The 26011-nt window shown below is 59.4% G+C and carries 22 protein-coding genes; 9 read left to right on the plus strand and 13 right to left on the minus strand.

Annotated features, from left to right (window positions below; translation table 11 throughout):
* Window positions 1–70: 70 nt before the first annotated feature.
* The gene (locus ABEG21_RS16495) at window positions 71–1237 is read right to left on the minus strand and encodes a mandelate racemase/muconate lactonizing enzyme family protein (RefSeq protein ID WP_347557729.1); all 1167 of its coding nucleotides are present in this window, start codon (window positions 1235–1237) and stop codon (window positions 71–73) included.
* Window positions 1238–1396: 159 nt separating this feature from the next.
* Here ABEG21_RS16495 and ABEG21_RS16500 point away from each other — a divergent pair, with 159 nt between their 5' ends.
* From ABEG21_RS16500 to ABEG21_RS16515, 4 genes are all read left to right on the plus strand, one after another.
* On the plus strand, window positions 1397–2611 hold the full coding sequence (locus ABEG21_RS16500; protein WP_347557730.1) for a LacI family DNA-binding transcriptional regulator: 1215 nt from the start codon (window positions 1397–1399) through the stop codon (window positions 2609–2611).
* Window positions 2612–2802: 191 nt separating this feature from the next.
* Window positions 2803–4167 carry a tricarballylate/proton symporter TcuC gene (gene tcuC / locus ABEG21_RS16505; protein WP_347557731.1) on the plus strand — a complete coding sequence of 455 codons (1365 nt, stop codon included), beginning with the start codon at window positions 2803–2805 and terminating at the stop codon, window positions 4165–4167.
* A gap of 235 nt (window positions 4168–4402) precedes the next feature.
* Window positions 4403–4774 (plus strand): copper homeostasis periplasmic binding protein CopC, encoded by a 372-nt coding sequence (gene copC / locus ABEG21_RS16510; protein WP_347557732.1) that lies wholly within the window; start codon window positions 4403–4405, stop codon window positions 4772–4774.
* Between the two features lie 323 nt (window positions 4775–5097).
* Window positions 5098–6435 carry an MFS transporter gene (locus tag ABEG21_RS16515; RefSeq protein ID WP_347557733.1) on the plus strand — a complete coding sequence of 446 codons (1338 nt, stop codon included), beginning with the start codon at window positions 5098–5100 and terminating at the stop codon, window positions 6433–6435.
* Between the two features lie 33 nt (window positions 6436–6468).
* On the opposite strand, the gene ABEG21_RS16520 is transcribed toward ABEG21_RS16515, so the two are convergent.
* Window positions 6469–6861: an ester cyclase gene (locus ABEG21_RS16520; RefSeq protein WP_347557734.1), complete on the minus strand. Its 393-nt coding sequence runs from the start codon at window positions 6859–6861 to the stop codon at window positions 6469–6471.
* Between the two features lie 958 nt (window positions 6862–7819).
* On the opposite strand from ABEG21_RS16520, the gene ABEG21_RS16525 reads away from it, so the two are divergent.
* Together ABEG21_RS16525 and ABEG21_RS16530 are read left to right on the plus strand one after the other, a co-directional pair.
* Entirely contained in the window at window positions 7820–8863 is a 1044-nt protein-coding gene (locus ABEG21_RS16525) for a papain-like cysteine protease family protein (RefSeq protein WP_347557735.1), read from the plus strand.
* Window positions 8864–9172: 309 nt separating this feature from the next.
* The gene (locus ABEG21_RS16530; RefSeq protein WP_347557736.1) at window positions 9173–10720 is read left to right on the plus strand and encodes a hypothetical protein; all 1548 of its coding nucleotides are present in this window, start codon (window positions 9173–9175) and stop codon (window positions 10718–10720) included.
* 43 nt (window positions 10721–10763) lie between these two features.
* Here ABEG21_RS16530 and ABEG21_RS16535 read toward each other — a convergent pair whose 3' ends face one another.
* The 3 genes from ABEG21_RS16535 to ABEG21_RS16545 all read right to left on the minus strand — a co-directional run bounded on the left by ABEG21_RS16535 (window position 10764) and on the right by ABEG21_RS16545 (window position 14950).
* Window positions 10764–12311 carry a methyl-accepting chemotaxis protein gene (locus tag ABEG21_RS16535; RefSeq protein WP_347557737.1) on the minus strand — a complete coding sequence of 516 codons (1548 nt, stop codon included), beginning with the start codon at window positions 12309–12311 and terminating at the stop codon, window positions 10764–10766.
* Between the two features lie 409 nt (window positions 12312–12720).
* Window positions 12721–13977 carry an MFS transporter gene (locus tag ABEG21_RS16540; protein ID WP_347557738.1) on the minus strand — a complete coding sequence of 419 codons (1257 nt, stop codon included), beginning with the start codon at window positions 13975–13977 and terminating at the stop codon, window positions 12721–12723.
* Window positions 13978–14362: 385 nt separating this feature from the next.
* Complete coding sequence (locus ABEG21_RS16545; RefSeq protein WP_347557739.1) at window positions 14363–14950, minus strand: TetR/AcrR family transcriptional regulator; 588 nt, start codon at window positions 14948–14950, stop codon at window positions 14363–14365.
* Window positions 14951–15070: 120 nt separating this feature from the next.
* Here ABEG21_RS16545 and ABEG21_RS16550 point away from each other — a divergent pair, with 120 nt between their 5' ends.
* Complete coding sequence (locus tag ABEG21_RS16550) at window positions 15071–16480, plus strand: amidase (protein ID WP_347557740.1); 1410 nt, start codon at window positions 15071–15073, stop codon at window positions 16478–16480.
* Window positions 16481–16488: 8 nt separating this feature from the next.
* Here the strand turns inward: ABEG21_RS16550 and ABEG21_RS16555 are convergent, their stop codons facing one another.
* Window positions 16489–17313: an amidohydrolase family protein gene (locus ABEG21_RS16555; protein WP_347557741.1), complete on the minus strand. Its 825-nt coding sequence runs from the start codon at window positions 17311–17313 to the stop codon at window positions 16489–16491.
* Window positions 17314–17397: 84 nt separating this feature from the next.
* Window positions 17398–18291: a LysR family transcriptional regulator gene (locus ABEG21_RS16560; RefSeq protein WP_347557742.1), complete on the minus strand. Its 894-nt coding sequence runs from the start codon at window positions 18289–18291 to the stop codon at window positions 17398–17400.
* Window positions 18292–18638: 347 nt separating this feature from the next.
* Here ABEG21_RS16560 and ABEG21_RS16565 point away from each other — a divergent pair, with 347 nt between their 5' ends.
* A complete protein-coding gene (locus tag ABEG21_RS16565; RefSeq protein ID WP_347557743.1) occupies window positions 18639–20045 on the plus strand; it encodes a trypsin-like peptidase domain-containing protein in 1407 nt (468 codons plus the stop codon).
* Between the two features lie 47 nt (window positions 20046–20092).
* On the opposite strand, the gene ABEG21_RS16570 is transcribed toward ABEG21_RS16565, so the two are convergent.
* Window positions 20093–20473 (minus strand): DUF1090 domain-containing protein, encoded by a 381-nt coding sequence (locus tag ABEG21_RS16570; RefSeq protein ID WP_347557744.1) that lies wholly within the window; start codon window positions 20471–20473, stop codon window positions 20093–20095.
* A gap of 29 nt (window positions 20474–20502) precedes the next feature.
* Window positions 20503–20637, minus strand: coding sequence for a hypothetical protein (locus ABEG21_RS16575; RefSeq protein WP_347557745.1), 135 nt, complete (start codon window positions 20635–20637; stop codon window positions 20503–20505).
* Between the two features lie 29 nt (window positions 20638–20666).
* Between ABEG21_RS16575 and ABEG21_RS16580 the strand changes: the two genes are divergently transcribed.
* Window positions 20667–21488, plus strand: coding sequence for an SDR family oxidoreductase (locus ABEG21_RS16580; protein WP_347557746.1), 822 nt, complete (start codon window positions 20667–20669; stop codon window positions 21486–21488).
* Window positions 21489–21550: 62 nt separating this feature from the next.
* Here ABEG21_RS16580 and ABEG21_RS16585 read toward each other — a convergent pair whose 3' ends face one another.
* From ABEG21_RS16585 to ABEG21_RS16600, 4 genes are all read right to left on the minus strand, one after another.
* A complete protein-coding gene (locus ABEG21_RS16585; RefSeq protein ID WP_347557747.1) occupies window positions 21551–22807 on the minus strand; it encodes an MFS transporter in 1257 nt (418 codons plus the stop codon).
* 306 nt (window positions 22808–23113) lie between these two features.
* A complete protein-coding gene (locus ABEG21_RS16590; RefSeq protein ID WP_347557748.1) occupies window positions 23114–24106 on the minus strand; it encodes an oligopeptide/dipeptide ABC transporter ATP-binding protein in 993 nt (330 codons plus the stop codon).
* Window positions 24099–25088 (minus strand): oligopeptide/dipeptide ABC transporter ATP-binding protein, encoded by a 990-nt coding sequence (locus ABEG21_RS16595; RefSeq protein WP_347557749.1) that lies wholly within the window; start codon window positions 25086–25088, stop codon window positions 24099–24101. The genes ABEG21_RS16590 and ABEG21_RS16595 overlap by 8 nt, the downstream gene beginning before the upstream one ends.
* Window positions 25089–25093: 5 nt before the next feature.
* Entirely contained in the window at window positions 25094–25981 is an 888-nt protein-coding gene (locus ABEG21_RS16600; protein WP_347558057.1) for an ABC transporter permease subunit, read from the minus strand.
* Between the last annotated feature and the right edge of the window lie 30 nt (window positions 25982–26011).

Consider the following 26011-nt stretch of genomic DNA (forward strand, 5'->3'; position numbering starts at 1 on the left):
TTTTTGGTATCGGATAGCGCCGAGATTTGTTTTCCCTAGTCATTCGAGACGTAGTGCGCGTGCCGCCTTGTCAGCCTCGTCGCCCTATTTCCACCTGCTCGACGGTCCAGCCCGGGACCCGTTCACTAAGGGACAGACCGAGACCCGGCCGATTCGGCACCAGCATGCGTCCGGCACGCGTCTCGAGTCGTTCATTGAAGAGCGGTTCGAGCCATTCGAAGTGTTCGACCCAGGGTTCCGTGGGATAGCACGCCGCCAGATGGACGTGCAGCTCCATCGCAAAATGCGGCGCCAACATAATGCCGGCCTCCTCCGCCAGCGCGGCGACTTTCAAGAAAGGCGTGATGCCACCCACCCGCGGTCCATCGGGCATCAGGAAATCCGCCCCGCGCGCGCGAATGAATGCCCGGTGCTCCGCCACGCTGGTCAACATCTCGCCGGTCGCGATCGGCGTATCGAAGCTTGCAGCAAGCGCCGCGTGGCCTTCGGCGTCGTAGCAATCGAGCGGCTCCTCGATCCATATCAAGTCCAACGGCTCGAATGTACGGCACATCCGCTGCGCGGTCGGGCGATCCCACTGCTGATTGGCATCCACCATCAACGGGAAACTGTCGCCCAGATGGCGACGCGCCGTACTGACACGCTCGACATCCAAGGCAGAATCCGGTTGCCCGACCTTCAACTTGATGCCACCGATACCCTTCTCACGCGAGATATCGATATTTTTGAGCACCTGACCCAACGGGGTATGCAGGAAGCCACCCGAGGTGTTGTAGCAACGCACGCTATCCCGTCGCGCACCGAGCAATTTCGACAGGGACAAATTCGCACGACGCGCCTTGATATCCCATAAAGCAACGTCGAAGGCCCCGATCGCCTGCACCGCCAGGCCGCTACGCCCCACCGACGCGCCCGCCCAGCACAGCGAATCCCATAATCGCGCGATATCGCTCGGATCCTCGCCGATCAGCACCGGGGCGATCTCCTTGGCGTGTGCGAACTGCCCCGGCCCCCCTCCCCGTTTCGAATAGCTGAAGCCCAGGCCGCGATGGCCATCGGCGGTCTCGATCTCGGCGAACAACATCGCGATCTCGGTCATCGGCTTTTGTCGTCCGGTCAGCACCTTCGCGTCGCTAATCGGATTTGCAAGCGGCAAACGCACCGACGACAGCTTGATCCACGCGATCTTGTCATTGGAAGGCATTGCGGCCTGGGCAGGGTTTGCAGGGGAATGCATAGGTTCGTCTCCTCGAGGTGCGCGGCACAGTGCGTAAGACCCACCGGCAATGGCCAAATGATTGCGCAACCATTCGGTCGCTGTCCAGCATTCGCTGACTGGGGTTTTCCCGAGCGAGGCGTGGCGCAGTGCGCCAATTCGGCAAAGGCTCCGCATACAATGGCGCGTGCACGCCAGGAAGGCGCGCCGGCATTCGACGGAAGAGACAGCAACGAGATGGCACCAAAAGAGCTGAAAACCCCGCGCGGGACAGGTAAAGCACGGCAGGCAAAACGCGGCGACGCCCTCACCGTCGCCAGTGCGCCGACGCCGAGCGCGACGTCTATGCCGATGCTGGCCGCCACCGAGAGCGGCGAGCAAGTCACGCTGATCGACGTGGCGCGCGTGGCGGGTGTCGCGCCGATGACGGTGTCCCGCGCCTTGAATCGGCCAGAGCTTGTTCGCGATGCGACACAGCAGAAGGTGCTTGCGGCCGTCCGCGCCACCGGCTATGTGCCGAACCTTCTCGCCGGCAGTCTGGCGAGCAACCGCAGCCGCCTAGTCGCGGTGCTCTTGCCGACGATCGCCAGTGCAGTTTTTGCAGACACCGTTCAGGCGCTGATCGCACGACTGCACGCGGCCAATTATCAGACCTTGCTGGGATTGACCGAGTATGCGGCGCACCGCGAGGAAGCCTTGCTCGAGGCTATTCTGGGACGGCGTCCGGACGGCGTTGTACTCGCGGGTACGGATCACACCGCGCTGACGATTGCCCGCCTGAAACAGGCCCGTATTCCAGTAGTCGAAATGTGGGATCTGAACGCGAACCCGATCGATACGATCATCGGTTTCTCGCACGAAGCAGTGGGCATCGCCGTCGCTCGGCACTTGTTTCAAAAAGGCTATCGTCGCTTCGGCATCGTCTCCGTCGACGATCCGCGTGGCTTGCGACGTAGCCGCAGTGCGATGGCCGAACTCCAAAGCCTGGCCAGCGACCACGTGGCGATGGAGATCCTGGCCGCACCGGCGACGATGGGGTTGGGGCGGGAGGGTTTGCGTCGCTTGTTGGACCGCGGAAACTACGACGCGGTGCTGTGCAGTTCCGATACCCTCGCGGCGGGCGTGCTGGCCGAAGCAGCAAGCCGAGGCATCGCCGTTCCGGTACATTTGGGTGTCATGGGGTTCGGCGACCTGAGCGCCGCCGCGCATCTATATCCGTCCCTGTCGACGGTACGCGTGGATGGCCGCGGCATTGGCGAGCGCGTGGCCACCACGCTGCTGCACCGTTTCGGCGTTCTTCCCGCGCCGGCCGATTGCGCCCCCGCCGACGACCATCGCAACACGATCGATACCGGCTTCGACATCATCGACCGCGATAGCACCCGCGTCCTGTAACGCGTCCCCCGCGACGCCGTCAAAATCTCGAAATAACCCTGATTCGCAGCGTGTTTTATACACGCGCGATGCCGCGCGCGCGTGTAAACCCGACTATCTCGCAAAGAAAGATTGCGCAATCATTTTCGCATCGTCAGGCAGCGACGCTTGCAGGCCTGCACCGCCGTATCAAAAAAAGCAGGAGACACGTCATGCTGAAGGATTCCGTCTATGTCGATCCACGGCGAGGGCCCGCAAAGTCGAGCACGAGCGACAATGCCGATGCACGCCCCCCCGCCTCCGCCGAGACGTTTTCGATACGTCCGATCCTGCAGGTCGTCGCGGGCAATGCGCTCGAGATCTACGACTTCATGATCTACGGGTATTACGCCCGCTATATCGCACAAACGTACTTCCCCAGCGACAACGAATACTTGTCCCTCATGATGTCGCTGATGACCTTCGCCTTCGGTTTCCTGGCACGCCCGGTGGGTGCGATCGTGCTGGGCTCCTACACGGACAAGCATGGCCGCCGTAAGGGCCTGATTCTGGCGTTGTCGCTGATGTCGGTCGGCATCATCTCGGTGGCGATGACACCGTCATACGCCAGCATCGGCGTGGCCGCGCCGATCATCGTGCTCTGCGGCCGCCTGTTGCAGGGCTTTTCCGCCGGCGCGGAGCTGGGCGGCGTGGTCGTGTATCTGGCGGAAATCGCACAGCCCGGCAAGCGCGCCTTATTCACCTGCTGGCAAGCGGGTAGTCAGCAAGTATCGGTCATGGTGGCATCGCTGGCCGGCCTCGTCCTGCTTTTCTCGCTCTCGCCGACGGATTTGCACGCCTGGGGCTGGCGTATTCCGCTGCTGATCGGCTGCGCCGTCATCCCGGTGATGTTCTGGTTGCGCTCGAGCCTTTCCGAGACAGCCGTGTTCGCGGCGAAGAAACGGACGCCCACTATGCGAGAGATCTGCGCAAGCATGACGGGCGGCTGGCGCATCATTCTCCGCTGCATGGGCATGTCGGCATTGGCCACGGTCATGTCGCAGATCATCACCACCTACGCGCCCACCTTCATCAAAAGCCTGAATCTGGGAGAAGCCGCCGGTTTCGTCATCCTGTTCTTCGGCGGCCTGACGGTGCTGATCGGTCTGCCATTGATGGCACTGATCGCCGACCGGGTCAATCGCCGGACGATGCTGATCTGCGTCACCTTGCTGGCAGCCGCCACCGCGTATCCCGGCATGGCCTGGCTGGCAGCCGGACCGACCTTGTTGAAATTCGCCGTCGTCGAAATCTGGTTCTCGATGCTGTACGCGGCATATAGTGCAGTGCAAGTGGCCGCGATGGTCGAATTGGTGCCCCCAGGCGCGCGGACCGCCGGTTATGCGTTCTCGCAAGCCATCGCAGCCGCCATCCTCGGAGGTTTCACCCCGGCGATCGCGGCGTGGCTGTCCCACCAATTCCACAGCAACGCCATGGTCGGCGTATGGCTGGCGGCCAATGCCGTCCTCAGCCTCGTCGCCGCGCTGTCGCTGGACAAGAAGGGAACCGCCGAGCGACAACGGGCCATGCTGCACTGAAAAAAGAGACAACGTCGTTATCGACCGTCGGTCGTATCGTGTATCGCGTGCCGTGTATCGAAAAAGCTTTCGAATCGGCATTGGCTCGCTGCCGGGCGCGTGCGACCCGGATGCAGCGTTTAACGCCTCGGCGCTACAATGCGGGTCTATGTTCAAGGTCCTGTCCGCCAGATACACGCACTGGCTCGGGGGACATGGCCGATTCAATGCACATTACGCGATCGAGACTTTTGATATGCAACGTTTTCGCAGCTCCCTGACATCCGCCGCTTTATTCCTCTCGCTGATGGGCAGCGCTTCGCTGGCATTTGCCCATGCGCATCCCAAAACGATGACCCCTGCGAAAGACGCCGTCGTCGATGCCGCGCCCGCCGATGTCGCCATCACCTACACCGAAGGACTGACCGCGCGCTTCAGCAAGATCGACGTCACCGATCACGCGGGACAGCCCGTTGCCGCCGGGCCATCGACGGTCGATCCGAAGGACAGTACCCGCATGTCCGTTCCGCTGAAACCGCTGCAGCCGGGGGCCTACACCGTTCATTGGGTGGCCGTTGCCGATGACGGGCATCGGACGCAAGGCGACTACGGCTTCACCGTCAAATAGCCGCTAGTACGCCGTCGCGCGGATTCCCCATCGCCGCGGATGCCTTGCCGCCGAGGTCGGCCGCCCGCTATACTTGCCCTTCTATCCCCGCCTATGGACAGGCCGGTTCGCACGAGTACCCACATCGTGCTGTCGCCTGTCCCGACGGTTTCGCCCGGCAACCTGCCCGTGGCGCGAATCGTCTCCGGTCATTTTTCCGGCCGCATACCAAAAATCGGCGGCCGTCCGCGCCCGGTGTCTCCCCTTTGTTCGTTGCATGAAGCGATGACTGTGGCGTCACTGTGTCGTGCCGACGCGCAGCCAAGATCGTTCAGGAGACATCGATGTCCACTTCCCCCGTTTCATCGCCCGGGACCGCTGCGCATGACGCCGCGCAAGCGTCGTCGAACACCGCGCCCCCGCAGCAACACGCGCGCGTGATATTCGCGAGTTTTATCGGCACGGCAATCGAGTTTTACGATTTCTATGTCTATGCCACGGCGGCCGCGCTCGTCATCGGCCCGGTGTTCTTTCCGCATGGATCGGCCACGGCACAAGCGTTGTCAGCCTTCGTCACGTTCGGCATCGCATTTATCGCCCGGCCGATTGGTGCCTTCCTGTTCGGCCATTTCGGCGATCGCATCGGGCGCAAGTCCACGCTGGTCGCCTCGCTCCTCGTCATGGGCGTGTCGACGACGCTGATCGGGCTGGTTCCGGGCTACGACAGCATTGGCAGCCTCGCCCCTATCCTGCTTTGCCTGCTGCGCTTCGGCCAGGGCATCGGGCTGGGTGGCGAATGGGGTGGCGCCGCCTTGCTGGCCACGGAGAATGCGCCCGACGGCAAACGCGGTTGGTACGGTATGTTCCCGCAACTGGGGCCGTCGATCGGATTTCTGGCGTCCAATGGCTTGTTCTTCGCGCTCACGATGACCTTGAGCGATGCGCAATTCCGCAGTTGGGGCTGGCGCATTCCCTTCATCGTCAGCGCCGTGCTGGTCGCCCTGGGCTTGTATGTCCGTCTTAAAATTGCCGAGACGCCGGCGTTCCAGACGGCGATCCAGCAGCATCGACGCGTGCGCATGCCGGTGGCAACCTTGCTTGGCCGCCATGCCTGGCCAATGGTGCTCGGTGCGCTCGCGATGGTCGTCTGCTACACGCTGTTTTACATTTCGACCGTGTTCTCGCTGTCGTTCGGTGTCGGCACCTTGCATCTGTCGCGCCAGACCTTTCTCGGCATGCTGTGCGTCGCGGTGCTATTCATGGCGCTGGCGACACCGTTGACTGCCTGGGCGAGCGATCGCTATGGCCGAAAGCCGGTCTTGATCGCCGGGACGCTGGCAGCGCTGCTCTCGGGATTCGCGATGGCGCCGCTGCTTGGCAGCGGTGAACTGCTGTCCGTGCAGCTGTTCCTGATCATTGAGCTGTTCTTGATGGGGGCAACGTTCGCACCGATGGGCGCACTGTTGCCGGAACTATTTCCCACCGAAGTGCGCTACACCGGGGCCGGCGTCGCCTACAATCTGGGCGGCATTCTGGGCGCGTCGGTCGCGCCCTATATCGCACAGGTGCTTGTCTCGAAAGGCGGCCTGAGCTGGGTCGGCGGCTATGTCTCGGTCGCAGCGGCAATCAGCCTGATCGGCGTTCTGTGCATGCGCGAGACACGGCACGATAGTCTGGAATGAAGCGTCCGAGCCTTGCCATGTGACATGGCCGCGCTAAGCGCGCAGCGACTGCAGCTGCGCCTCCAAAGCGGCTTTGTCGATCACGGACCAGACCTCTTCGATCTTCCCGGCGGAAAATCGATAGAACACGTTTTCGTGAAAGACGACATGCCGACCGTTCACCGCGACGCCGAGGAACTCGGCTTTCGGATGACAGTCGAAATGCAGCCTGCTCGCGACGCTCGACGTATCCACCACCAAAAAATCGATGCGAAACTGTAAATCCGGGATATCGCGATAATCGCCGACAAGCATTTCGCGATAACCGGAGAGACCGAGTTGCCTGCCATTGTGGATGACGCCATCCGCCACGTAACGGCCCAGTTCATCCAGGTCGCGGGCGTTCAGGCACGCGATATACGCCTCATATGTCTCGGCAAGACTCATGCATCGGCTCCGCTTGGTTGAAGGTTCGGCGCCCGTTCTTGCTCTTTGCACCGCACGCACACCGTACCGCGTGTTTCAGCTTACCGTGAATCCGATCGAAGGCAAGCGGCGTTGCGCAAGTAGAAAGCGCAAAAAAAACTGCGAACCGTCAAAGACAGTTCGCAGCAGAGGGGCCCTACCACGCTCACACAAATCGGTCAGTGCTAAAAATCTGTCAGTGCTAATCCAGTATCGCGTGCGGCATGGCATGTGCCGGCGCACGCCGCATTGTTCGATCAGCGGTAATAATCATATCGCGGATGATGGTAATAACCACCACCGCCACCACCATAATAGCCTGGACCGCCCGGGACGACGATACACCCGCCTAACAGGCCCGCCACAGCGGCTCCTGCCGCAATTATCAAAGTCCACCGTTTCACATTGCCTCCTTGGAACTGATCCGGTACAGAGCCCGGATCCTTGACCAATCGATGTGCACCTTTGCATCTCGATTTGTCCTTTCCGGTTGCTTCCATTGAACCCGAATAAGCTGTACCCGTCCGTAGCAATGTGTAAGTTTCGGTACAGTGCGCGCCGCGGCGCGGCGGCATACACGCCCTTGTCGCCACGGAGAATGCACGCTGCAATAGGCTGTTTTTCCTCATTAATGTGCACGGTCCGTACAGCGCTCATAGGCACCCTGCTTTCCTCGCTCAAGCGAAACGTAATATACAGAAAGATAGGTTTCCAACGCCTCGATCAACGGTAACAACTTGGACAGAACGGCACGCAGACGTCTCACTGCATGGCCAAATCGTGCGACGTCATGGGCGGGATAGGAACTCTTTTTGAGATCCGTTACTCAGTCATTTTGTGCAGACCATCCGATCCAGGCCTGCGCGATTTCCGGCAGTGCCGCCAGAAGATCGCAAGGGCAGATCGATTCGCGTATTGGCAGCGGAATACGAGGCGTGCAATGAGTATCCAAACGTTAAGCCACACGCTACAAAGCGTTGCGGCGGGTGAGGTATCCGGGGAAAAGCTCACGGATCCCATCAGTTCGACACTCGCGAAAGTGCTGAACATTCTGAGCTTGGGCATCTACGGCGCCTATTTGACGAGCGGTGCGGCGGAGATGGAAAACGATCTTCTGGATATTGGAAAAGCCTTGATGAAGTGGGACCCGGATACCCCTGACATTCCCGTTCAGATGCGGATTGGCGAGCAACGCTATGAGCTTTCCAACACGCCCCATGGCGGCATCTCTCTGCTCGATCGCGACAGTGGTGTCTCCCGGGAGATAGAGGGCGTCACGATCGAATCGCTTCGCGATATGGTTTTTTCCGATTTGATGAATCAGCCGGATTTTTCGAGAGCGATGGAACACAGAATTTTTCAGGATTCGACGACGTATGTCGATATCGTCGGGCTGAAGCAGGAACGCGCGAATGCATGCGGTGAGGCCAGCAGAAATATGATCCTTGCCTACCACGGCAAAGACTATGCGCCGGCCACGAACGATCGATTTATTTTCGAGGGGTCGGATGCGGACGTGGTGTTCAAGCCTCTTGAAAATGCCAACCTTTCCCCTAAAGGATTGGAGTGCCACACGCGCGGCGCCTACACGAGCGAGGAAATCAGAGAAGGCTTGAAATCCGGGCCATTGCTTTGCAACCTGGTCGGCCATTTCGTCGTCGTGTACGGTGTGAACGTGATGCTCGATCGGGTCCAGATTTTCTGCCCTTTGCTCGGCGCGCGGAGCGCCAGCCTGAAGGACTTTAATGCACACCTGGATTGGGCGGATTACCCTGAAGATCCTATTAGCCCTGGTAACACTATCGACCTCGGTGATGCTCCACTTACATACATCCCCCTCACAAGCTCCCAGGATGCCGCGGCGTTAATATTTGGAAAGAGTACTGAACCCGATTTCTCATCAAGTGTCATCGATAAAATGGGCGTTGCAATATTGAGGGCTGGCTTTGGTATAAAAGATAGCTGGTTGAAGTCGCCGGATTGAAACATGCAGGTTTCGCGCCCGCTCGATGACGGAAACAATTTCTACGTCTAAGCAATTCGACCATATTGCGTCAGGGACTTCGTATCCATGTCATCGCTTCGCAATCTGCAACGTCACATCGCACGCTCGATTGAGTGGGTCTCATATTGCTCGATATAGTGGATCACGGAAGTCCGTCGAACCCATTGACGGACCGTGCAGATGCGCGTGGGCGCATGTCTGGACACCCCGATCGTCCAGACATGCCTTCACTGCCTGATCCATTGCACGCTTTTGCGCAATCAACTCAGGGAATCTCGAGGACAAGCGATGCAAGCAGCAAGCAACCCTATGACGTTCGCCGAATTTATCGAACTTCTCCCCATGGCTTTCGGCGAAGAAAATACGCTTCCCTTTGAGCAAGATCTGTTAAGCGCGATCGACAAGCGTGGAAATGCAGGCTACACGACGCACGATGGACTGTATATCTTACTTAGGAAAGGCCATCCGGAAGCGCGCCGTGTCGTAGAGCTGACGTCTCGGATCACGAATGTTCGTATGCGCGCCAAAACCAACACGTTTCCACACCTACAATACGGGATGACCACGAGCCGCTTATCGGCTGGTAACGATGTATCGGACACTATCAGCATACATCGGCAAGTATCACTTTTCGATCTTACGCCGGCCCGCGTAGAAAGTGAGATCGCACATTTCTGCAAGAGCTGCTTTTGCGCGCTGACCATGTTGAAATACAATGCCCAGATAGATGGTGGCAATGAGAAAGCGCTACGCATCTCGATGTTGCGAGGCCACCGTAGTTTGAATCAGGAAACGCACTGGGCAAGTTTGGCGGCAATACCTTCATCTTCGGTGCAAACGCACCGCACGCAGCCCTCGGAAACGAAAAAAACGGTGCCGTGGGTCAAGCCGGACGAGACGCTATTGGGTTATATATTTACGCCGAACCGAAAGCCGCCACCAATCGACGTCTACCCTCCGTCGGCAAAATGGCTCGAACTATCCCACTGCGTCCAGTCCGAAAGCAACACCGGTTCTCTGGAACACGTGAAGGATTGGCGTGCATTGCAAAGGACGATTCCTCACTTTTTCGGTGAGACGCTCGACACCATCTCGCATGGGCAAGAATTCTATGTAATCGAGAAAACCAAGGCATTGTGGCATCGAACGCTCAAAGGCATTGACCTCTACTTCACAGCGAACCCATGTGACGACGGCGACACCGATGTCGCGATCTCTGCACGAATCAAGACCCTCGTCACAAATCCGGCCGGTGCCACATACATTGCGAGATACATCAATGTCTACAATACCTCACCTTACCTGGGCACCTTATCTCTCGACACCGACTCGACGGTGACGCTATGGTGCGCAATGAATCTCGAATCATCGCAGCGCGGAGAGGTCCAACGGACACTTAAAGAAATAGCCGCAGCCATCTCGGACATCGACGCAAAAGTAACCTCGATGACCAACTATTTCGAAATGCCCTACTGTTCTTATATTGCTGTAAGCAAGTTATCGAATCCATCGAACATCAATAGACGGAACGAACCGTCCTTTAAAGAGTGTCTACTGACCGCGCTGGGTGACTTCGGGGAAAACGGAGAGTTCGCTGGCCTGAGCAGAGATGCAATCGAGACCATTGATATCAAAACGCTCAGCTCCGCTGCATTGCGGGACATCTGCCTGAACCGTCTGACACGCTTCGATGCCGTGGACGAGCGCCGTGATCGTGCTGGGCACATACCGCTGTTGATCATTAAGACCGACAATTGGATCAATTCCCACGAGCGAAAAGGAAGCCAAGCGCTTCAACCCGCCAACCCAACGAAGACGGGCTCCGAATTGATATAGTGTAAACGAAGAAGGAATCGCCGCCCCGTTCGCCCTAGCTGCATTAAACACGGAATACCGACACCGCGCCGCTCAACCGTGCCGTCTGATCATCCAGCGATTGCGCCGCGGCGGCCGCTTCTTCCACCAGTGCCGCGTTGGACTGCGTCACGCTATCGAGTTGCCGCAAGGCCTTGCTGATCTCGTTGATCCCTTGCGTCTGGTGCGACGATGCCTCGGCGATATCGCTCATGATCTTCGTTACCGCATCGACCGAACGTAACGCGTCGGTCATTGTCGTGCCGCAACGCTCGACCAGTTGCGATCCTGTCTCGATGCGCGCCGTCGAGGCATCCAGCAAGGTCTTGATCTCCTTCGCCGCACTCGCGCTGCGTTGTGCCAGCAGACGCACCTCGCCGGCGACAACGGCAAAGCCGCGACCGCCCTCGCCGGCACGTGCTGCTTCCACCGCTGCATTCAAGGCGAGGATATTCGTCTGAAACGCGATGCCGTCGATCACGCTGGTAATCTCGGCAATCTTGTGCGAACTCTCGCTGATGCCCCGCATCGTCGTCACGACCTCGCCCACCGCACTCCCGCCGCGCACGGCCGCTTCGGAAGCGGTGTTGGCCAAGGCCGCGCCGCGAACCGCGTTCTCGGCGTTCCGATCGACGGTGCTGACAAGCTCGTCAAGGCTGGAAGTGGTCTGCTGCAGTGCCGCGGCCTGCTCCTCGGTTCGCACGGAAAGATCATGATTGCCGGACGCGATCTCCTTCGACGCCACCGTGATGGACTCCGTCGAATGCTTGATGTCGCCAATCGCGCGCGACAACTGCGTGCGCATTTCCTTCAAAGAGAACATCAGACTGCTGCGATCCTCGGCATGCGTCTTGATATCGGCACTCAAATCGCCTTGGGCAATGCCGAGCGCGACTGCTGCCGCCTCGGTCGGCTCTCCGCCAACGGAGCCATAGACATCGGCCGAGACGCGCCACGCCACCGCTCCGACGACCAGCGCCAGCACGAGCAACATCCCACCGGACTTGGCCAGACCGACATAAAAGTCCGCGTTGATGTCATCGAAATATTCCCCGGCGATAAAGTCCATCTGCCAAGGTGCGAAACGGGCGACATAGCCGATCTTCGGGCTGGCGTTCTTCTCACCGGGCTTCGGCCACCAATATTCGATATAGCCGCGGCCCTCCGATGTCGCCCCGGCCGCTGCGATGGCTTGATACAAATAAAGCCCACGCGCGTCCTGGAAACCGGACATGTCTTTTCCGTTGATCTTCGGGCTCAGCGGATTGTCGATAACGATCGACTTGCTCGTCAGGCTGGTGATATACCCGCTCGCGCCATACCGCTGCGCGCCGATGGCGGCGATCGCGCGGGCCTTGGCTTCGGCGTCGGGCAATCGGCCGGCGCTCGCTTCATCCGCGTAGAACTTGCAAATGCTGACAGCCGTATCGATCACGTGGGCCAAATCGAGCTTCCGGGCAGCCAATTGGCTATCCCGCAATTGGAACGCACTGATGCACGCTTGCAGCGTCAGCGCGAGACAGCAGATTAGCAAGGGAAGCAGGAGCTTCTTGCGCAGGGTCAAGGAACGCATGGGGGAGCCTCGTATCGGAAATCGTATTTGCCCGTTTGCCGCCCGGCACGGCGATGGCTTTTTTTAAGACGTCAATCGCGTTGCACGCCTCACGCAGGGAGTCGGGTCCAAGCTTATAACGGCCGATTAAAGTCTGGACTTTAATTAATTCGCTAAAATATTCAAAACACCGAATGATTATCTTAATAAACGAAACGCAACAATCCATAAAACAAAATGTCGCGTATAAAAAATTTTTATACCTTGCGACTTAATGTGTCAGGCAACGCCGATAGGGGATGCGGACAACAGGCTTCGACGACCGTCGGTCGACAGCGACGCGCAAAGAAAAGGCCGCTCTGAATAGCATCCAGAGCGGCCATCTGCCGAAACGGTACAACACGCGATCGACGATCGCCGCGTGTTCAGCTCAGGCGCGGACAGGGGCAGCCGCGATACCAACCGGCCGACGACGCGTCGAGATCCAACCCGATGCCAGCAACGCAACGCCACCCACAATGACGATGCCGCCCAACACGGTAAAGCCCAGCATATAGCTGCCGCTCTGCTTATACAGCAGCGCCACCAGGAAGCCGGCAATTGTGCCGCCACCGCCCGCGCCGAGTCCATTCATGATCCCGGATGCGGCGCCCACGGCGGACGGCTTCACCGTCAGTTGCAGAATGGACCAGATATTCGGCGTATAGCTGCTCGCGTAATACCCTAGCGCAATCGTGATCAATACCAACTTCGCATACCCGCTCGTCAATTGCGGCAGGAACAGGAGCATGACACCGGGGATCAGCAAACCGAGACCCGCGATCAGCACGCGTTTGTTCGTGCGGTCACTGATCATCGACATCGGGATGGCCAACAACACCGCAGCCAGGAAAGGCAGCGAGCTTGCCAGTGCCTGCGCACCGCCACTGAAACCGATCGATTTCACCGCCATCGGGACCCACAGCGTAATGCCCCAGAAAAGCATGCCGTTCGTGACGTAGCTGAACACCAACAGCACATAGGCGAAGCCGCCAAGCGCGGAAAAAGTCAAAGGCTCGCTGACCGTTACTTCGGCATGACGCTCGGCAAATGGCGCCTCGCTACGCGGGCGCAATAATTTGAGATAGAGCGGCACGATAAAGACGAGGCCGATACCGCCCGTCAGAAAGAACAGCGTGCGCCAGCCGAAGGCATTGTAGATCGGCGTCAGCAACATGAAGCCGGTGGCGAGTGCGATGAACTGTCCGTAGTATTGAATCACCGAGTTCGCTTTGGTCAATTCGCTCGGCGCAAACCAATCCTTCGCGAAACGCGACATCTGCGGCCAGTAAACCCCTTCCGCTGCGCCCAGGATGAATCGACAGATCAACATCAGCGTCACGCCGGTTGCAAAACCGGCGATCACGGTCGCCGCGGACCACACGACGAAACTGACGATCACCACCGTCTTCGGTTCCATCTTCCGCGTCGCCAAACCGCCGATGATATTGGCGAACGCATAGCCGATCAGAAAGATCGTCAGCACCCATCCCGACACGACGGCGAAATGCGGACCGGCAAAGCCCAGATCCTCCGATACCGACGGCAGCGCGACCGAGAGATTGGTGCGATCGAGATAGGCGATGAACAACCCGGTCATCAGCGCGCCGCCGATACGCCACCATCGGCTCTGTGCGGAAGCTTCCATGTCTGTCTCCGTGTGGCCTTGCCACACCGGCAATGCCAGAGCGGACGGCCTAGTTATCGTATGACTTAGTGTAGCGTGCCATGACAGCTTTCTCTGCTAGGGTTTGACCTGTGTTTATCGGTGCAGCGGCCGAAAGCATTGTAATAAAACGTGCAATATAACGGGAAATACAGGCAAATTTCAATGATTGTTGCGTACCGCGACAACATCTAAGGCCCCATTGGATGCGATACCCCTGACTGCGTCATTGCGAAAAATCAGGCCAGTCATATGATGACTCAGGCAAATACGCCGCGGTAAGTCAGCTCTGATGCTTCCGCCGATAACGCGCAGTAGAAACACCGACCAACCACGTTACGCCGCTTCCATCGACGGCGGCCTCGCCCTAGGCGGGTATCAGTCCCGCGGCGCGATAGCTATCGATCAAGGTATCGAAAAGCCGAATATCGGAACGGCCACGTGCCATTAATTGCGCACCAGCAATGGCCGCAAAAATCGCTCGTGCGCGATTTTCTGCGTCGGATGCCCCAACCATGGCGCCTGCTATTAGAACCTTTTTCAGCCAAGCGACATTTACCTCAGTAAACGCCCGCACCTCGACCTTCACCGGCTCGGGAAGATCGTCGTATTCAGCGGTCATGAAACTACAAAGACAAATACGGTTCTCGCTTTCCAACGATTTGCGAAACGTATCCGGGTAGCGTCGCATGCAGCTGGCCGGGACGGACGTCTCATCCCATAAAGCCTCCAGCGTCGCGGCCGAGTCCTCCCAGTAACGCTTGGCCAATGCGGCGGCAAGATCCGCCTTGCTGGGGAAATGGTAATAAAGGCTGGCGGCCTTGATACCCAGATTGTCGGCAAGCGTGCGCATGTTCAAGCCACTGAAACCGTGCGCTTGTGCAATCTTCGTCGCCGCAACGAGGATCTTGTCGCTGGAGCTGGAGCTAGGGTTCGCCCCCGCCTGATTTTTCATAAAGCGCCTGCGCGAAAAAAGTGTTGACGCGATGAAGTATAGCGCATAACGTTTACCTAACTAACGTTAGTTAAAAATCGTCAACGAACTTTTTGCTCCTCCCACTTTGAAAGGCTCACCATGAATACCGACTTATTCTTCCAAGATGCCACCGCGTTGGCCGACCTTATCCGCACGAAGGAGGTCTCGCCGGTCGAGGTGATGCAGGCACACCTCGATCGTATCGCCGCCGTGAATCCGGCAGTGAACGCAATCGTCACCTTGGCGAACGATGCGCTCAGTGTCGCGAAGGCGGCCGAAGTGGCGGTCCTCGCGGGACATGAACTCGGCCCGCTCCATGGCGTCCCTTTCACCGTGAAGGATTCGATCGACACCGCCGGCGTGTTGACCCAGCGCGGATCGCCCCTCTTCAAAGGTCGTCGGCCCGAAAGCGATGCCACCAGCGTGACGCGGATGAAGAACGCGGGTGCCATCCTGCTAGCAAAAACCAACCTTCCCGAATTTTCTTATTGGATCGAAAGCGACAATTTGCTCTCAGGGCGATCAAACAATCCGTGGGATCTGAACCGTACCCCCGGCGGATCGAGCGGCGGCGAATCGGCTGCCATCGCAGCGGGTATGTCACCGATCGGACTCGGGACCGATTTGGCGATATCCGTGCGGGGACCGGCTGCCCAGACCGGTATCACGTCGATGAAGGCCACGCATGGCCGTATCCCGATGACGGGGATCTGGCCGCGAGCGCCGCGTCGTTTTTGGCACGTTGGACCGATGGCCCGCTCGGTTCGGGATATCGCACTGGCCTTTGCGCAGTTGCGCGGTCCGGACGGGAAAGACGCGTTTGCAAGCAGCACGGTGCCGTTCGATGCGGCCGTGGGCCGCGCTGCAGGTCGTCCGCTACGCGTCGGCTGGATGGTCGGCCCCGGCTTTGGGCCGGTCGATCCCGAAGTGGCCGCGACGGTGAAAGCGGCAGCCGAAGCGCTGAAGGCCCAGGACATATTCGTGGAACATGTCGGCATACCGGCGTTGGAACGTGATTTCGCGCTCGACGTGTTCAACAAGCTCCATGTCATGGAGATGAAGCCGGCCTTTGCTGCCGCCACGGCAGGTCGCAATCCAGACGAACTCTACAAAATGGCCAAGACCATGCTCGCCTTACCCGATACATCGATGCAGGACTTTATCGAGGCCGAGCAAGCGGCCGAGCGCCTGCGTGACGGCTATGCCGATTATTTCTCCCATTACGATGCGCTCATCACGCATGTCCTACCGATTCCGGCGCACGAACATGGCCGAGAAACGTTCGTCATCGACGGACAAACGGTCGATGCCACCTATCTTCAAGGCGCAACGGTTCCGCTCAATGTGACCGGCCTGCCGGGCTTGGCAATGCGCTTCGGCACCAGCAAGGAAGGGATGCCGATCAACGTCCAGGTGGTGGGTGCCTGGCAGGCGGAATCCACGATACTCCATATTGCATCCCTGCTCGAAGCCGTCAGTCCGGTACGCGGTCTTCATCCATCCCTCTGATCATGTAGCTAGTCGATGCCAAAAGGCCAGACTCGCTGTACGGTGCGGTACAACACCTGTTCACGGTCGGCCGGCGGCATGAAGCGCAGACCATCGCGATACAGCGCCACCACGTCGCCGTAGGAAGCATACGGCAGACTGACCGGAAAATCGGTTCCCCACATCACGCGATCTGCGCCGAATACATCGTAGACACGTTCGACCTGGGCGAACGCATCGTCGTACGGATAGCTTTCCCGCGACAGCGACCACGGATGCGTGATCTTGACGAACACATTCGGATAGCGCTGCAAGCTCAGCAACGGTGCCAACAGATCGGGCCGGTCCAGTGGCGTGTCCGCCATATGATCGATGACGACAGTGACATCGGGAAAGCGATCGATCCACTTCGCGATTTCCGGGATACGCGAGGCGGGCGCCAGCAAGGTCATCGGAACCTTCAGCGATTCACAGCGTGACCATAGCGGCTGCATGGACGCACCGGCGATCCAATCGCCCTGCGGGCCCTCCGCCGGACTCAAGCGCACACCACGAAAACCCTGCTCGGCTTGCGCCGAGATATGATCTGGCGCGGCCGGATCCTCCGGATCGACGCGGGCAACCCCGTGGAAACGGTCCGGAAAGCGGCGCAGGACATCCGCGAGATAGCGATTGTCCCAACGATAATGAATCACCTGAATCAATACCGTGCGTTGCACGCGGTGTGCATCCATCAAGGCCAATAACGCCTCCACGCTGGCATCGATGCCAGCCGGCACGTTCGCACCCTGCGCGAAGGGATAGGCCGGATCGTCTTTCCAGACATGGACATGTGAATCGATCAACGTCGTCATGCGAAGGCTCCGTATCGGTGATATCGACTGCCATCCCGCCGCTGTGTCCCGACCAGGGGCGTATAGGCTGCGTTTCTGTGCGCGTCACGGTCCCGGTCGAATACCGGTCAGTTCGGCGATCAAGGCAGACACGGCGCGCGTGCGGAAGCGCTCACGGTGCGTCAGGACGCTAAAGGCGCGCTCCGCAACCGCGATGGGCACGCGCACGAGGCTACCGGACGCGAGGGCCGGCGCGGCGGCGAACGTCGAGACGGCGGCCGCGAAATCGGAATCGGCTACCGCGCTCAGGATCGCCTCATTCGACGGAAACGTCATGATGATGTCGAGTGCCGACGGCGTCATGCCGTGTTTTTCAAGAAAGGCCTCGAAGACGGAGCGTGTGCCGGAACCCGCTTCGCGACTGACCCACTCCCCCTGCATCAAGTCGGAGACGCGCAAGTCTCGGGCGGACGCCCAGCGATGTCCGGGGGCGACCACGACGATCAGCTGATCCGCGCCGAACTGCTGCCGATCCAGCGACGGCTGATCGACCTCGCCTTCCACGAGTCCGACATCGGCCTGTCCCTCGACGACATCGTCGGCGACGGTCTGCGTATTGCCAACACCCAGGACGACCTCAATGCCGGGAAACTGCTGACGGAAGCGCACCAACGGTCGCGGCAGCCAATAGCTGGCGATGGTCTGGCTCGCGCGCAATCGAATTCTGCCGCGCGCGGCACCGGAGAGATCGGTTAGCACCTGTTCGGCCACGGTCGCGCTGCGGATGGTTTCCTGCGCGTGGGTCAGGAACAGCCGCCCGCTTTCGGTCAGCGCAATGCCGCGGCCGACCCGATCGAACAATTTGACGTCGTAGCGATGTTCCAGGCTACGCAAGGCGGCGCTGACCGCTGAAGGCGTCAGCGACAAGCTCTCGGCCGCCTGCGTCAGGTGTCCGCGCTCCGCTACCGCAATAAAGATCCGCAACTGCTCCAACGTCACGTTTGTGCACTCCCCTGCCTCAGCATCCCATCGCGTCGCCTACTCCCCGACGCGCGGCGCCGCCCCGGATAGGACGGCTTTCAAGGACGCTAGCGTAGCATGGCCGCGCCCCGGACGGCACGACGGTCGACAGCAGCCTAAAGCGTTGCCTACCGCCTAATCCATCCCTGCCCCTCTTCCCGTAAAATAAATGCTTCCAATATCGGATATTTTCATTTTTTATTTACTTCGCAAACCTAATTAAAAACATTTCGCCAATCCCAAAATCGAAATATTCGGTGCTACTCTGAGCGCAGCCTGGAGCGCCGGCAATCGCGCAGGCCCATTCAATCAGAGAGGCCCGATTCATGAAAGTACCTTATTTAATGCGATCGATACGCGCTGGCGGCTTGATCGTCAGCCTTGGCTGTACCTCCGGCTTCGCGCTCGCGTCCGAAGCGGCGATGGACAGTACGGCCACGATGGCGGGTTACATCGCCGTCGATGCGCCTGCGCCCGGCCTCATCGGCGATGCCACGTTCGACAGTGTCGCCGACGACCGCGCCGTACCGCTCGTGCATATCGCAAAGCCCGTCGTTGTCGCTCCGCTCGCCGCGCCATCGGACGGCTTGGCGCCGATGCAGCTCGGCCAAGGGGTCGCCCTTGCGCATGCGGAAGTAGATGCATCCCGGCTTCAGTGGCAGCGTCTACCCGACAACCGGTGGGCCGGTCGTTTCGAGATCAAGGCCGACGAGGCCGGCGGCTTGCGGGCGGCGCTCCGGATCCGGTCGGCGGACGGTGGGCCTGCTTTGCCGGACGCTGTTCTCTCGGAGACGCGGTTCCATTTCGGCGGAGCGAATCGCGAAGTGTACGAAAGCAGCGCGAAAGAGATTATCGAGAACGATAACTTCTGGTCGCCGCTCATCAAAGGCGACACGCTCTACGTCGAAGTCGTCCTGCCTGTCGGCGCAAGCCGAGATGCGATGCGCATCGACCTGCCACGTCTATCCTATTTCCCGAAGCCCGCGATGCAAGCGCTGTACAGCAACGGTTTCGGCTCGTCTTATCATGGGCAGATCGACGTTGTCTGCCGGCCGCCGACGCAGGACCTGAAAACGCTAAGCGCCGCCGTCGCCAAGATGACTTACACCAATGCGAACGGCTGGTCGTATGGGTGCAGCGGCACCTTGCTCGATAACCGCAACGTGCCAAAACGATCGCTATTCATGACCGCAAAGCACTGCATCGAGGATCAAGCCTCGGCACGCTCCCTGCAAACCGTCTGGTTTTACGATCAGACCGTCTGCGGCGGCGGTGCGTCCACCGTCAATCCTCGCGCCGTGACGCTGAACAGTGGCGCGCGCCTGCTCTTGGCACACGCCACTCTGGACAGTTCCTTGGTGGAATTGAACAGCCGCCCGCCGATCGGGGCCAACTATCAAGGCTGGCGATCGGATCCGATCCGTTACTCGGAGGACGTCGTGGCCCTGCACCATCCCAGTTTCGATGTGAAGAAATACACCGATGGCTATGTCAGTAGACGTCTTCCCGGTTATCGGCGTGCAGACATCATGGTGCATTATGGCGATGGCGGCGTCGAAGGCGGGTCGTCCGGATCAGGATTATTTACTAATGGCGGAAACGGCTACGTCTTCCGAGGCAATCTGAGCGGGGGCTCAGGCGGTAGTCTCGACACCTGGTTTCGCGCAGGACACTATGCGGACTTCTCGCAGTTCTATCCGTCGGTGTCTCATTATTTCGGAGACCGCGGATAGGAGACACGGAGTCTATACAGACCTGGCCGCGGGGCGCTGATCGCGCTTTACTGGGCCGCCTCGGTTTGTGCCTGCTCCAGATCGGCATGCGCCTCGTCGACTTTACGCTGCCGATCGCGTATTTTCTTGGCGCTACGGCCCTCGGCTTTCGCCTGTTGTAGCCCACTCTCGCGCTCTGCCAGCCTCTTCTGCGCGTCGGCCACTTTCTGCTGACGGGCGGACTGCATCGAGGCGTCGGTGCAATTGGCATTCAATGACGCGAGCGCCGTCTCCAAACCGGCAACCCGATTGGCATTCCCATGCGTTTGCGCAAACTGTATTTCCTTCTCGACCGACGCGCGTTTTGCATCGCAGCTCGCGGCTTGCGCGAACGCCAAAACGGGTAAGCACAGCGCACCGGCCAACAGAACCTTCCAGCAATCCCTCATCGCGTACTCCCGTTGCAGGCGATAAACCCCTATCTCCTATCGTCCAGACCATCGAAATGAAAGCGTCCGGCCAGGGCATGGTAAGGCGGGCGATGTCCGACGGCAAGTCCATCGCCCAATACCGCGCCGCCAGCCTGGACCACTTCTTGCGAATCTTCCGCCATGACAGACATTCCGCGACGGGAGAAATAACATGGATTTAGGGATCAACAAGCGTATCGCATTGATTACCGGCGGCGACTCGGGAATCGGCTTCGAATCGGCAAAAATGTTACTCGAAGAAGGCGCGACGGTGATCGTCAGCGACATGGATCGCGATTCGATCGAAGCCGCCCGTGAGAAGTTGCAGCGTTTCGCAAAGGAAGAGACAGCGTCGCAGCCGAACGTATTCGCGGTCGCCGCGGATTTGACCGACGGCGCGTCTGTCAAAGCATTGCACGACACCGTGCTTAAAAAAGTCGGCCAGCCGCAGATCTTGGTGAACTGCGCCGGCATCACTGGCGCGACCGGTTTCTTTCACGAAATCGACGAGGAAGGTTGGCGTAATACGCTGGATGTCGACTTTTTCGGCGTGGTGCGCTTGGTGAAGGCTTTTGTAGAAGGCATGCGCGATAGCGGGTGGGGACGGATCATCCTGACCGCGTCGGAAGATGCGGTACAGCCCTATGTCGATGAGTTGCCGTACTGCGCGGCAAAGGCAGCCATTCTGAGCCTGACAAAGGGGCTGTCGAAGACGTATGCGAAGCACGGTGTGCTGGTCAACGCGGTGTCGCCTGCCTATATTCAGACGCCGATGACGGATGCGATGATGGAAAAGCGGGCGAAGAAGAACGGCACGTCGTTCGACGAGGCCGTGCAGAGCTTCCTCAAGGAGGAACGGCCCTTTATCGAATTGCAGCGTCGCGGCCGTGTCGAGGAAGTGGCGGCAGCCATTGCTTTCCTCTGCTCGGAGCGCGCCAGTTTCGTCAACGGCAGCAATTATCGTGTCGATGGCGGCTCGGTAGCGACCATCTAAGGACTTTGCGGCGGGAGCGTCGTTTCAAAACGCTTCCCGCCCGTTTCCTCTTACACCGTCGATCAGTGTCCGACGTGCACGTCGGACAAATCGCGTCCGCGCGTCTCCGGCAGGATCAGCGCGGCGATAACGACGATCACATAGGCCAAAGCGGCGCACAGCCCCATCGCAGGTCCCAGCGACATCTTCGCGCTGAGCACGCCGACCAAAGTCGGCATGATCGCGCCGATGGCCCGGCCCGCATTCCCGCACAAGCCCTGCGCCGAGCCCCGAATCGCCGTGGGAAAGAGTTCGGCGATATACGCGCCGGTTCCCGCCGCGGTGCCCGATTGCAGCGTCCCGAGCACGAAACCCAATACCAGGGTGACGGCCAGGTTGATCGGTGCCATTGTATAGACGGCCACCGCCACCGCTTGGCAACACGCAATGATGATGAACGTCTTGCGTCGACCCACCGCGTCGGCCAACCAGCCATTCAAAAATGCGCCGGCGAAAGAGCCCAGAATGTTGATCGCGAGATAGCCGCCGATGTTATTGATCGATAAATTCAGCGCAATTTTGAGATACGCCGGCAGCCAGGTGATCATTACGTAGTTGCCGCCGTAAATCCCGAACGTCAGCAGGATTGCCTTGAACGTCGTCATGCGGATATCAGGATGGAACACTGCCCAGATCGACGGCCGATCCCCCGGGGCCTGCGCCTGCTGCTGCGCCTTATACACCGGAGCTTCATCGATGTTCCGGCGAATCCAGATGACGAGCAGTGCCGGAATCAGGCCAACCGCGAACAACACGCGCCACGCGGTGTTGGGCGGCAGAAAGTCGAACAAGGCCGTACACAAGGCCACCGCGACCGCATAGCCTATCGCCCAGCCCGCCTGCAGCGCGCCGACGACGCGACCGCGCACCGCCGGATTGATCGTTTCGCTAATCAGCACGGCACCGACGGCCCATTCGCCGCCAAAGCCCAAGCCCTGCAATCCGCGCGTAATCAGCAATTGCCAGAAGGAGTCTGTGAAGGCCGAGATAAACGTAAACAGCGAGAACCACGCGATCGTGATCTGCAAAATACGCACGCGCCCGAAACGGTCTGATAGCACGCCGGCAACCCATCCGCCGATCGATGCCATGATCAGAACGGTAGTTCCGAGAATACCGGCCTCACCGCGCGTCATACCCCAAAGAGCGATCAAAGTCGGAATGGTCAGCGCATACATCTGCGTGTCCATCGCATCCAGACCCCAGCCGCTGAAACAGGCCCAGAACGTCCGCTTCTCGCTGCCCGTCATCCCGCCATACCACGGTAACCACGCTCGCATCTTGCCTCCTGATCCCGGTGGCGTCGTCGCCAGGCCCGGGACTTTATTGTTCTGATTCATGCCTCGGCAGAGCATAGATAGGAGGGATGCGAAGGGTCAATGTATTGATGACCGCGAAAAGCCCGAAGGGATAAGGATGGTATCGATCCCAAAAATCGAAAAGCCGATAGACAAAGGCTCCGCGGCTTATGCCTTCCGATAAATAGAAGGGATAGACCGAAAAAGAATTCGCAAGAGGCCCTTATCCACAAAAACCACGAGACGCCGTCGTGCCGGGCCGCGTGCCTATCGCGCCGCTTGAGCCGCCTAGACCAGCAAACAGGCCACGCGACACGCAGTCTTTTCCGACACCTTGTCGAGCAGCAAAGGTGTTTCGACCGCGCAGCGCGCCTCCCGTTTAGGGCAACGTGTATGAAAGACGCAGCCACTGGGCGGATTGATCGGGCTGGGAATGTCGTCTGAAAGAATCTTCACGACCTGACCGCGCGCGGCAAACGGGTCGGGAATCGGGATCGCCGATATCAGGGCCTGCGTATAGGGATGCTTCGGCTCGCGGAACAACGCCTCCTTGTCGGCCATCTCCATCACCCGGCCGAGATACATCACCACGACGCGATCCGCTATATGCTTCACGACAGCCAGATCATGGGAGATAAAGATCAACGCCAGTCCCATCTCCTTTTGCAAGGTCTTCAAGAGATTGACGATCTGTGCCTGAATCGAGACATCCAACGCCGATACGGGCTCGTCGCAGACCACCAGCTTAGGCTCGATAATCAACGCTCTTGCGATGCCGATACGTTGACATTGCCCTCCGGAAAACTCGTGCGCATAACGATTCACCATATCCTCTCGCAGACCCACCTTGGCCATCATTGCCCTGACCGCCGTCAACCTCGCGGCCTTAGACATGCCAGGGCGATGCACCTGCAGCGGCTCGGCGATGATCTGCCCGATCGTCATCCTGGGATCCAGGGACGCTAGCGGATCTTGAAAAATGATTTGCATGGCGCTTCGGGCGTCATGCCACGCTTTTGTCGCACCGACGTCGAGCGGCTTGCCCATCCATGCAACGGTGCCCGCGGTGCGCGGTACCAGATTCAAGATCGCACGCGCCAACGTCGACTTTCCGCATCCCGACTCCCCGACCACGCACAAGGTCTCGCCGGCATACAAATCGAAACTGACACCATCCACCGCCTTCAATTGCTTCGGAAGCGCCCACGGTAGCTGGCCTTTCGGCTTGACCTTGAAATGCACCCGGATATCACGCACTTTCAATATGGCGGCGTCACGCATGATGGCACTCCCGCACTTCAGAAATGGGTCGATAGCATGCGCGCAGCCAGGACGGGGCGTCCGGAAGCGCAGCGAGCGGCGGCTGCGACTCGCCGCAATGCGGCATCGCCAGTGCACACCGCGCTTGAAACGGGCATCCTGCGGGCGGATCGGCCATATTGGGCGGATTACCGGGGATACCAACGAGCGCGTCGTCGGGTCGGTCCAGACGGGGCAACGCTTTCAGCAATCCGACGGTATAGGGATGCGAAGGCCGCGTGAACAGTTCGCCTGCATGGCAGTGCTCCATGACGCGGCCGCCATACATCACCATGACCTTTTCACACAAGCCGGCGACGACACCCAGATCGTGTGTGATCAAGACGATGGCCGTGCCGAAATCGCGCTGGAGATCGCGCATCAGTTGCAGCACCTGTGCCTGCACCGTCACATCGAGTGCCGTAGTCGGCTCGTCCGCGAACAGGACCTTCGGTTCGCACAACAAGGCCATCGCGATCATGACGCGTTGACGCATGCCGCCCGACAGCTCGTGCGGATACTGTCCGATACGATGCGCCGCTTCCGGGATCCGAACCGCTTCCAGCATCGAGATGCACCGCCGCCTGGCCTCGCGCCGCGTCATCTTCTTGTGTAGTTGCAGGACCTCCGTCATCTGGCGTTCAATCGTCAAATAGGGATTCAGCGACGTCATCGCATCTTGAAAAACCATCGAAAGATGGTTGCCGCGAATACCGTTCAAGGTCTTCGTCGGCATCGTCAGCAAGTCCTGTCCTTCGAACAAAGCGGTTCCGCTCGCTTTGCCGTTGCTTGCCAATAAGCCGAGCATCGCCAAAACGCTCTGGCTTTTCCCGGACCCCGACTCACCGACGATCCCCAAGGTACTACCGGGCTCCAGATCGAAGCTCACCCCGTTTACAGCTTGCACGGAGCGATCGTGCGATGTGAATCTCACGGCGAGGTCTCGCACTTTCAACAAAGTCATGGCGCTCATCGCTCCTTCGGGTCGAGCGCATCACGCATCCCATCGCCGACGAAATTAATGCAATACAAGGTAGCGGACAACAGCAACGCGGGGAACAACAGCGCCCACGGTGCGGCGTCCATCGATCCAATTCCATCTTGAATCAGCACGCCCCAACTGGTCATCGGCTCCTGCACGCCCAATCCAAGAAAGGACAGGACCGATTCCGTCAGAATCACACCCGGCACCGTCACCGTCGTGTAAATCGCGACGATACCAAGCAAATTCGGAATGACGTGCCGCCAGATGATGCCGGGCGTCGACACACCGATCGCACGGGCGGCCTCGACGTATTCCCTCGATCTGATCGCGAGCGTCTGTCCCCTGACCACGCGCGCCATGTCCATCCACGAAAAGACCGTGATGGTCAGCACCACGAGGTAGAAATCACGTCCGAGCAGCGTCACCATCAGGATGGCGATCAGCAAATAGGGAATGGCATACATCATGTCGACGATACGCATCATCGCGTTGTCGAGACGCCCACCGATGAAGCCGGCGACCGCACCCCATATGATGCCGAGTATCACCGAGGTGATCGTGCCCAAGGCGCCGACCAGTAACGATATCCGGCCTCCGATCAAACACCGCACCAAGAGATCGCGACCATTCTCGTCAGTACCGAAAAGATGCCAGGCGGTCCACTCGGGGGGAGAGTTAATCGCATTCCAGTCCGACGTATCGAAATCATTGGGCAACAACATCGGTCCGACGATACAACAGAGCGTCATGACGATGAGCACTGCCACGCTGACGACCGCTGCGCGGTTGCGCGTAAAGCGACGGCGTGCATCTTGCCAGGGGCTCCGGCCCGCAACCGGCAACGCACCGGCAGCGGCAGTCAGCGCCGGCATCGCCGCGCGCTGTTTTGCATGAGGTTTCAT

It is taken from the genome of Robbsia sp. KACC 23696, assembly GCF_039852015.1.
Lineage (GTDB): Bacteria > Pseudomonadota > Gammaproteobacteria > Burkholderiales > Burkholderiaceae > Robbsia.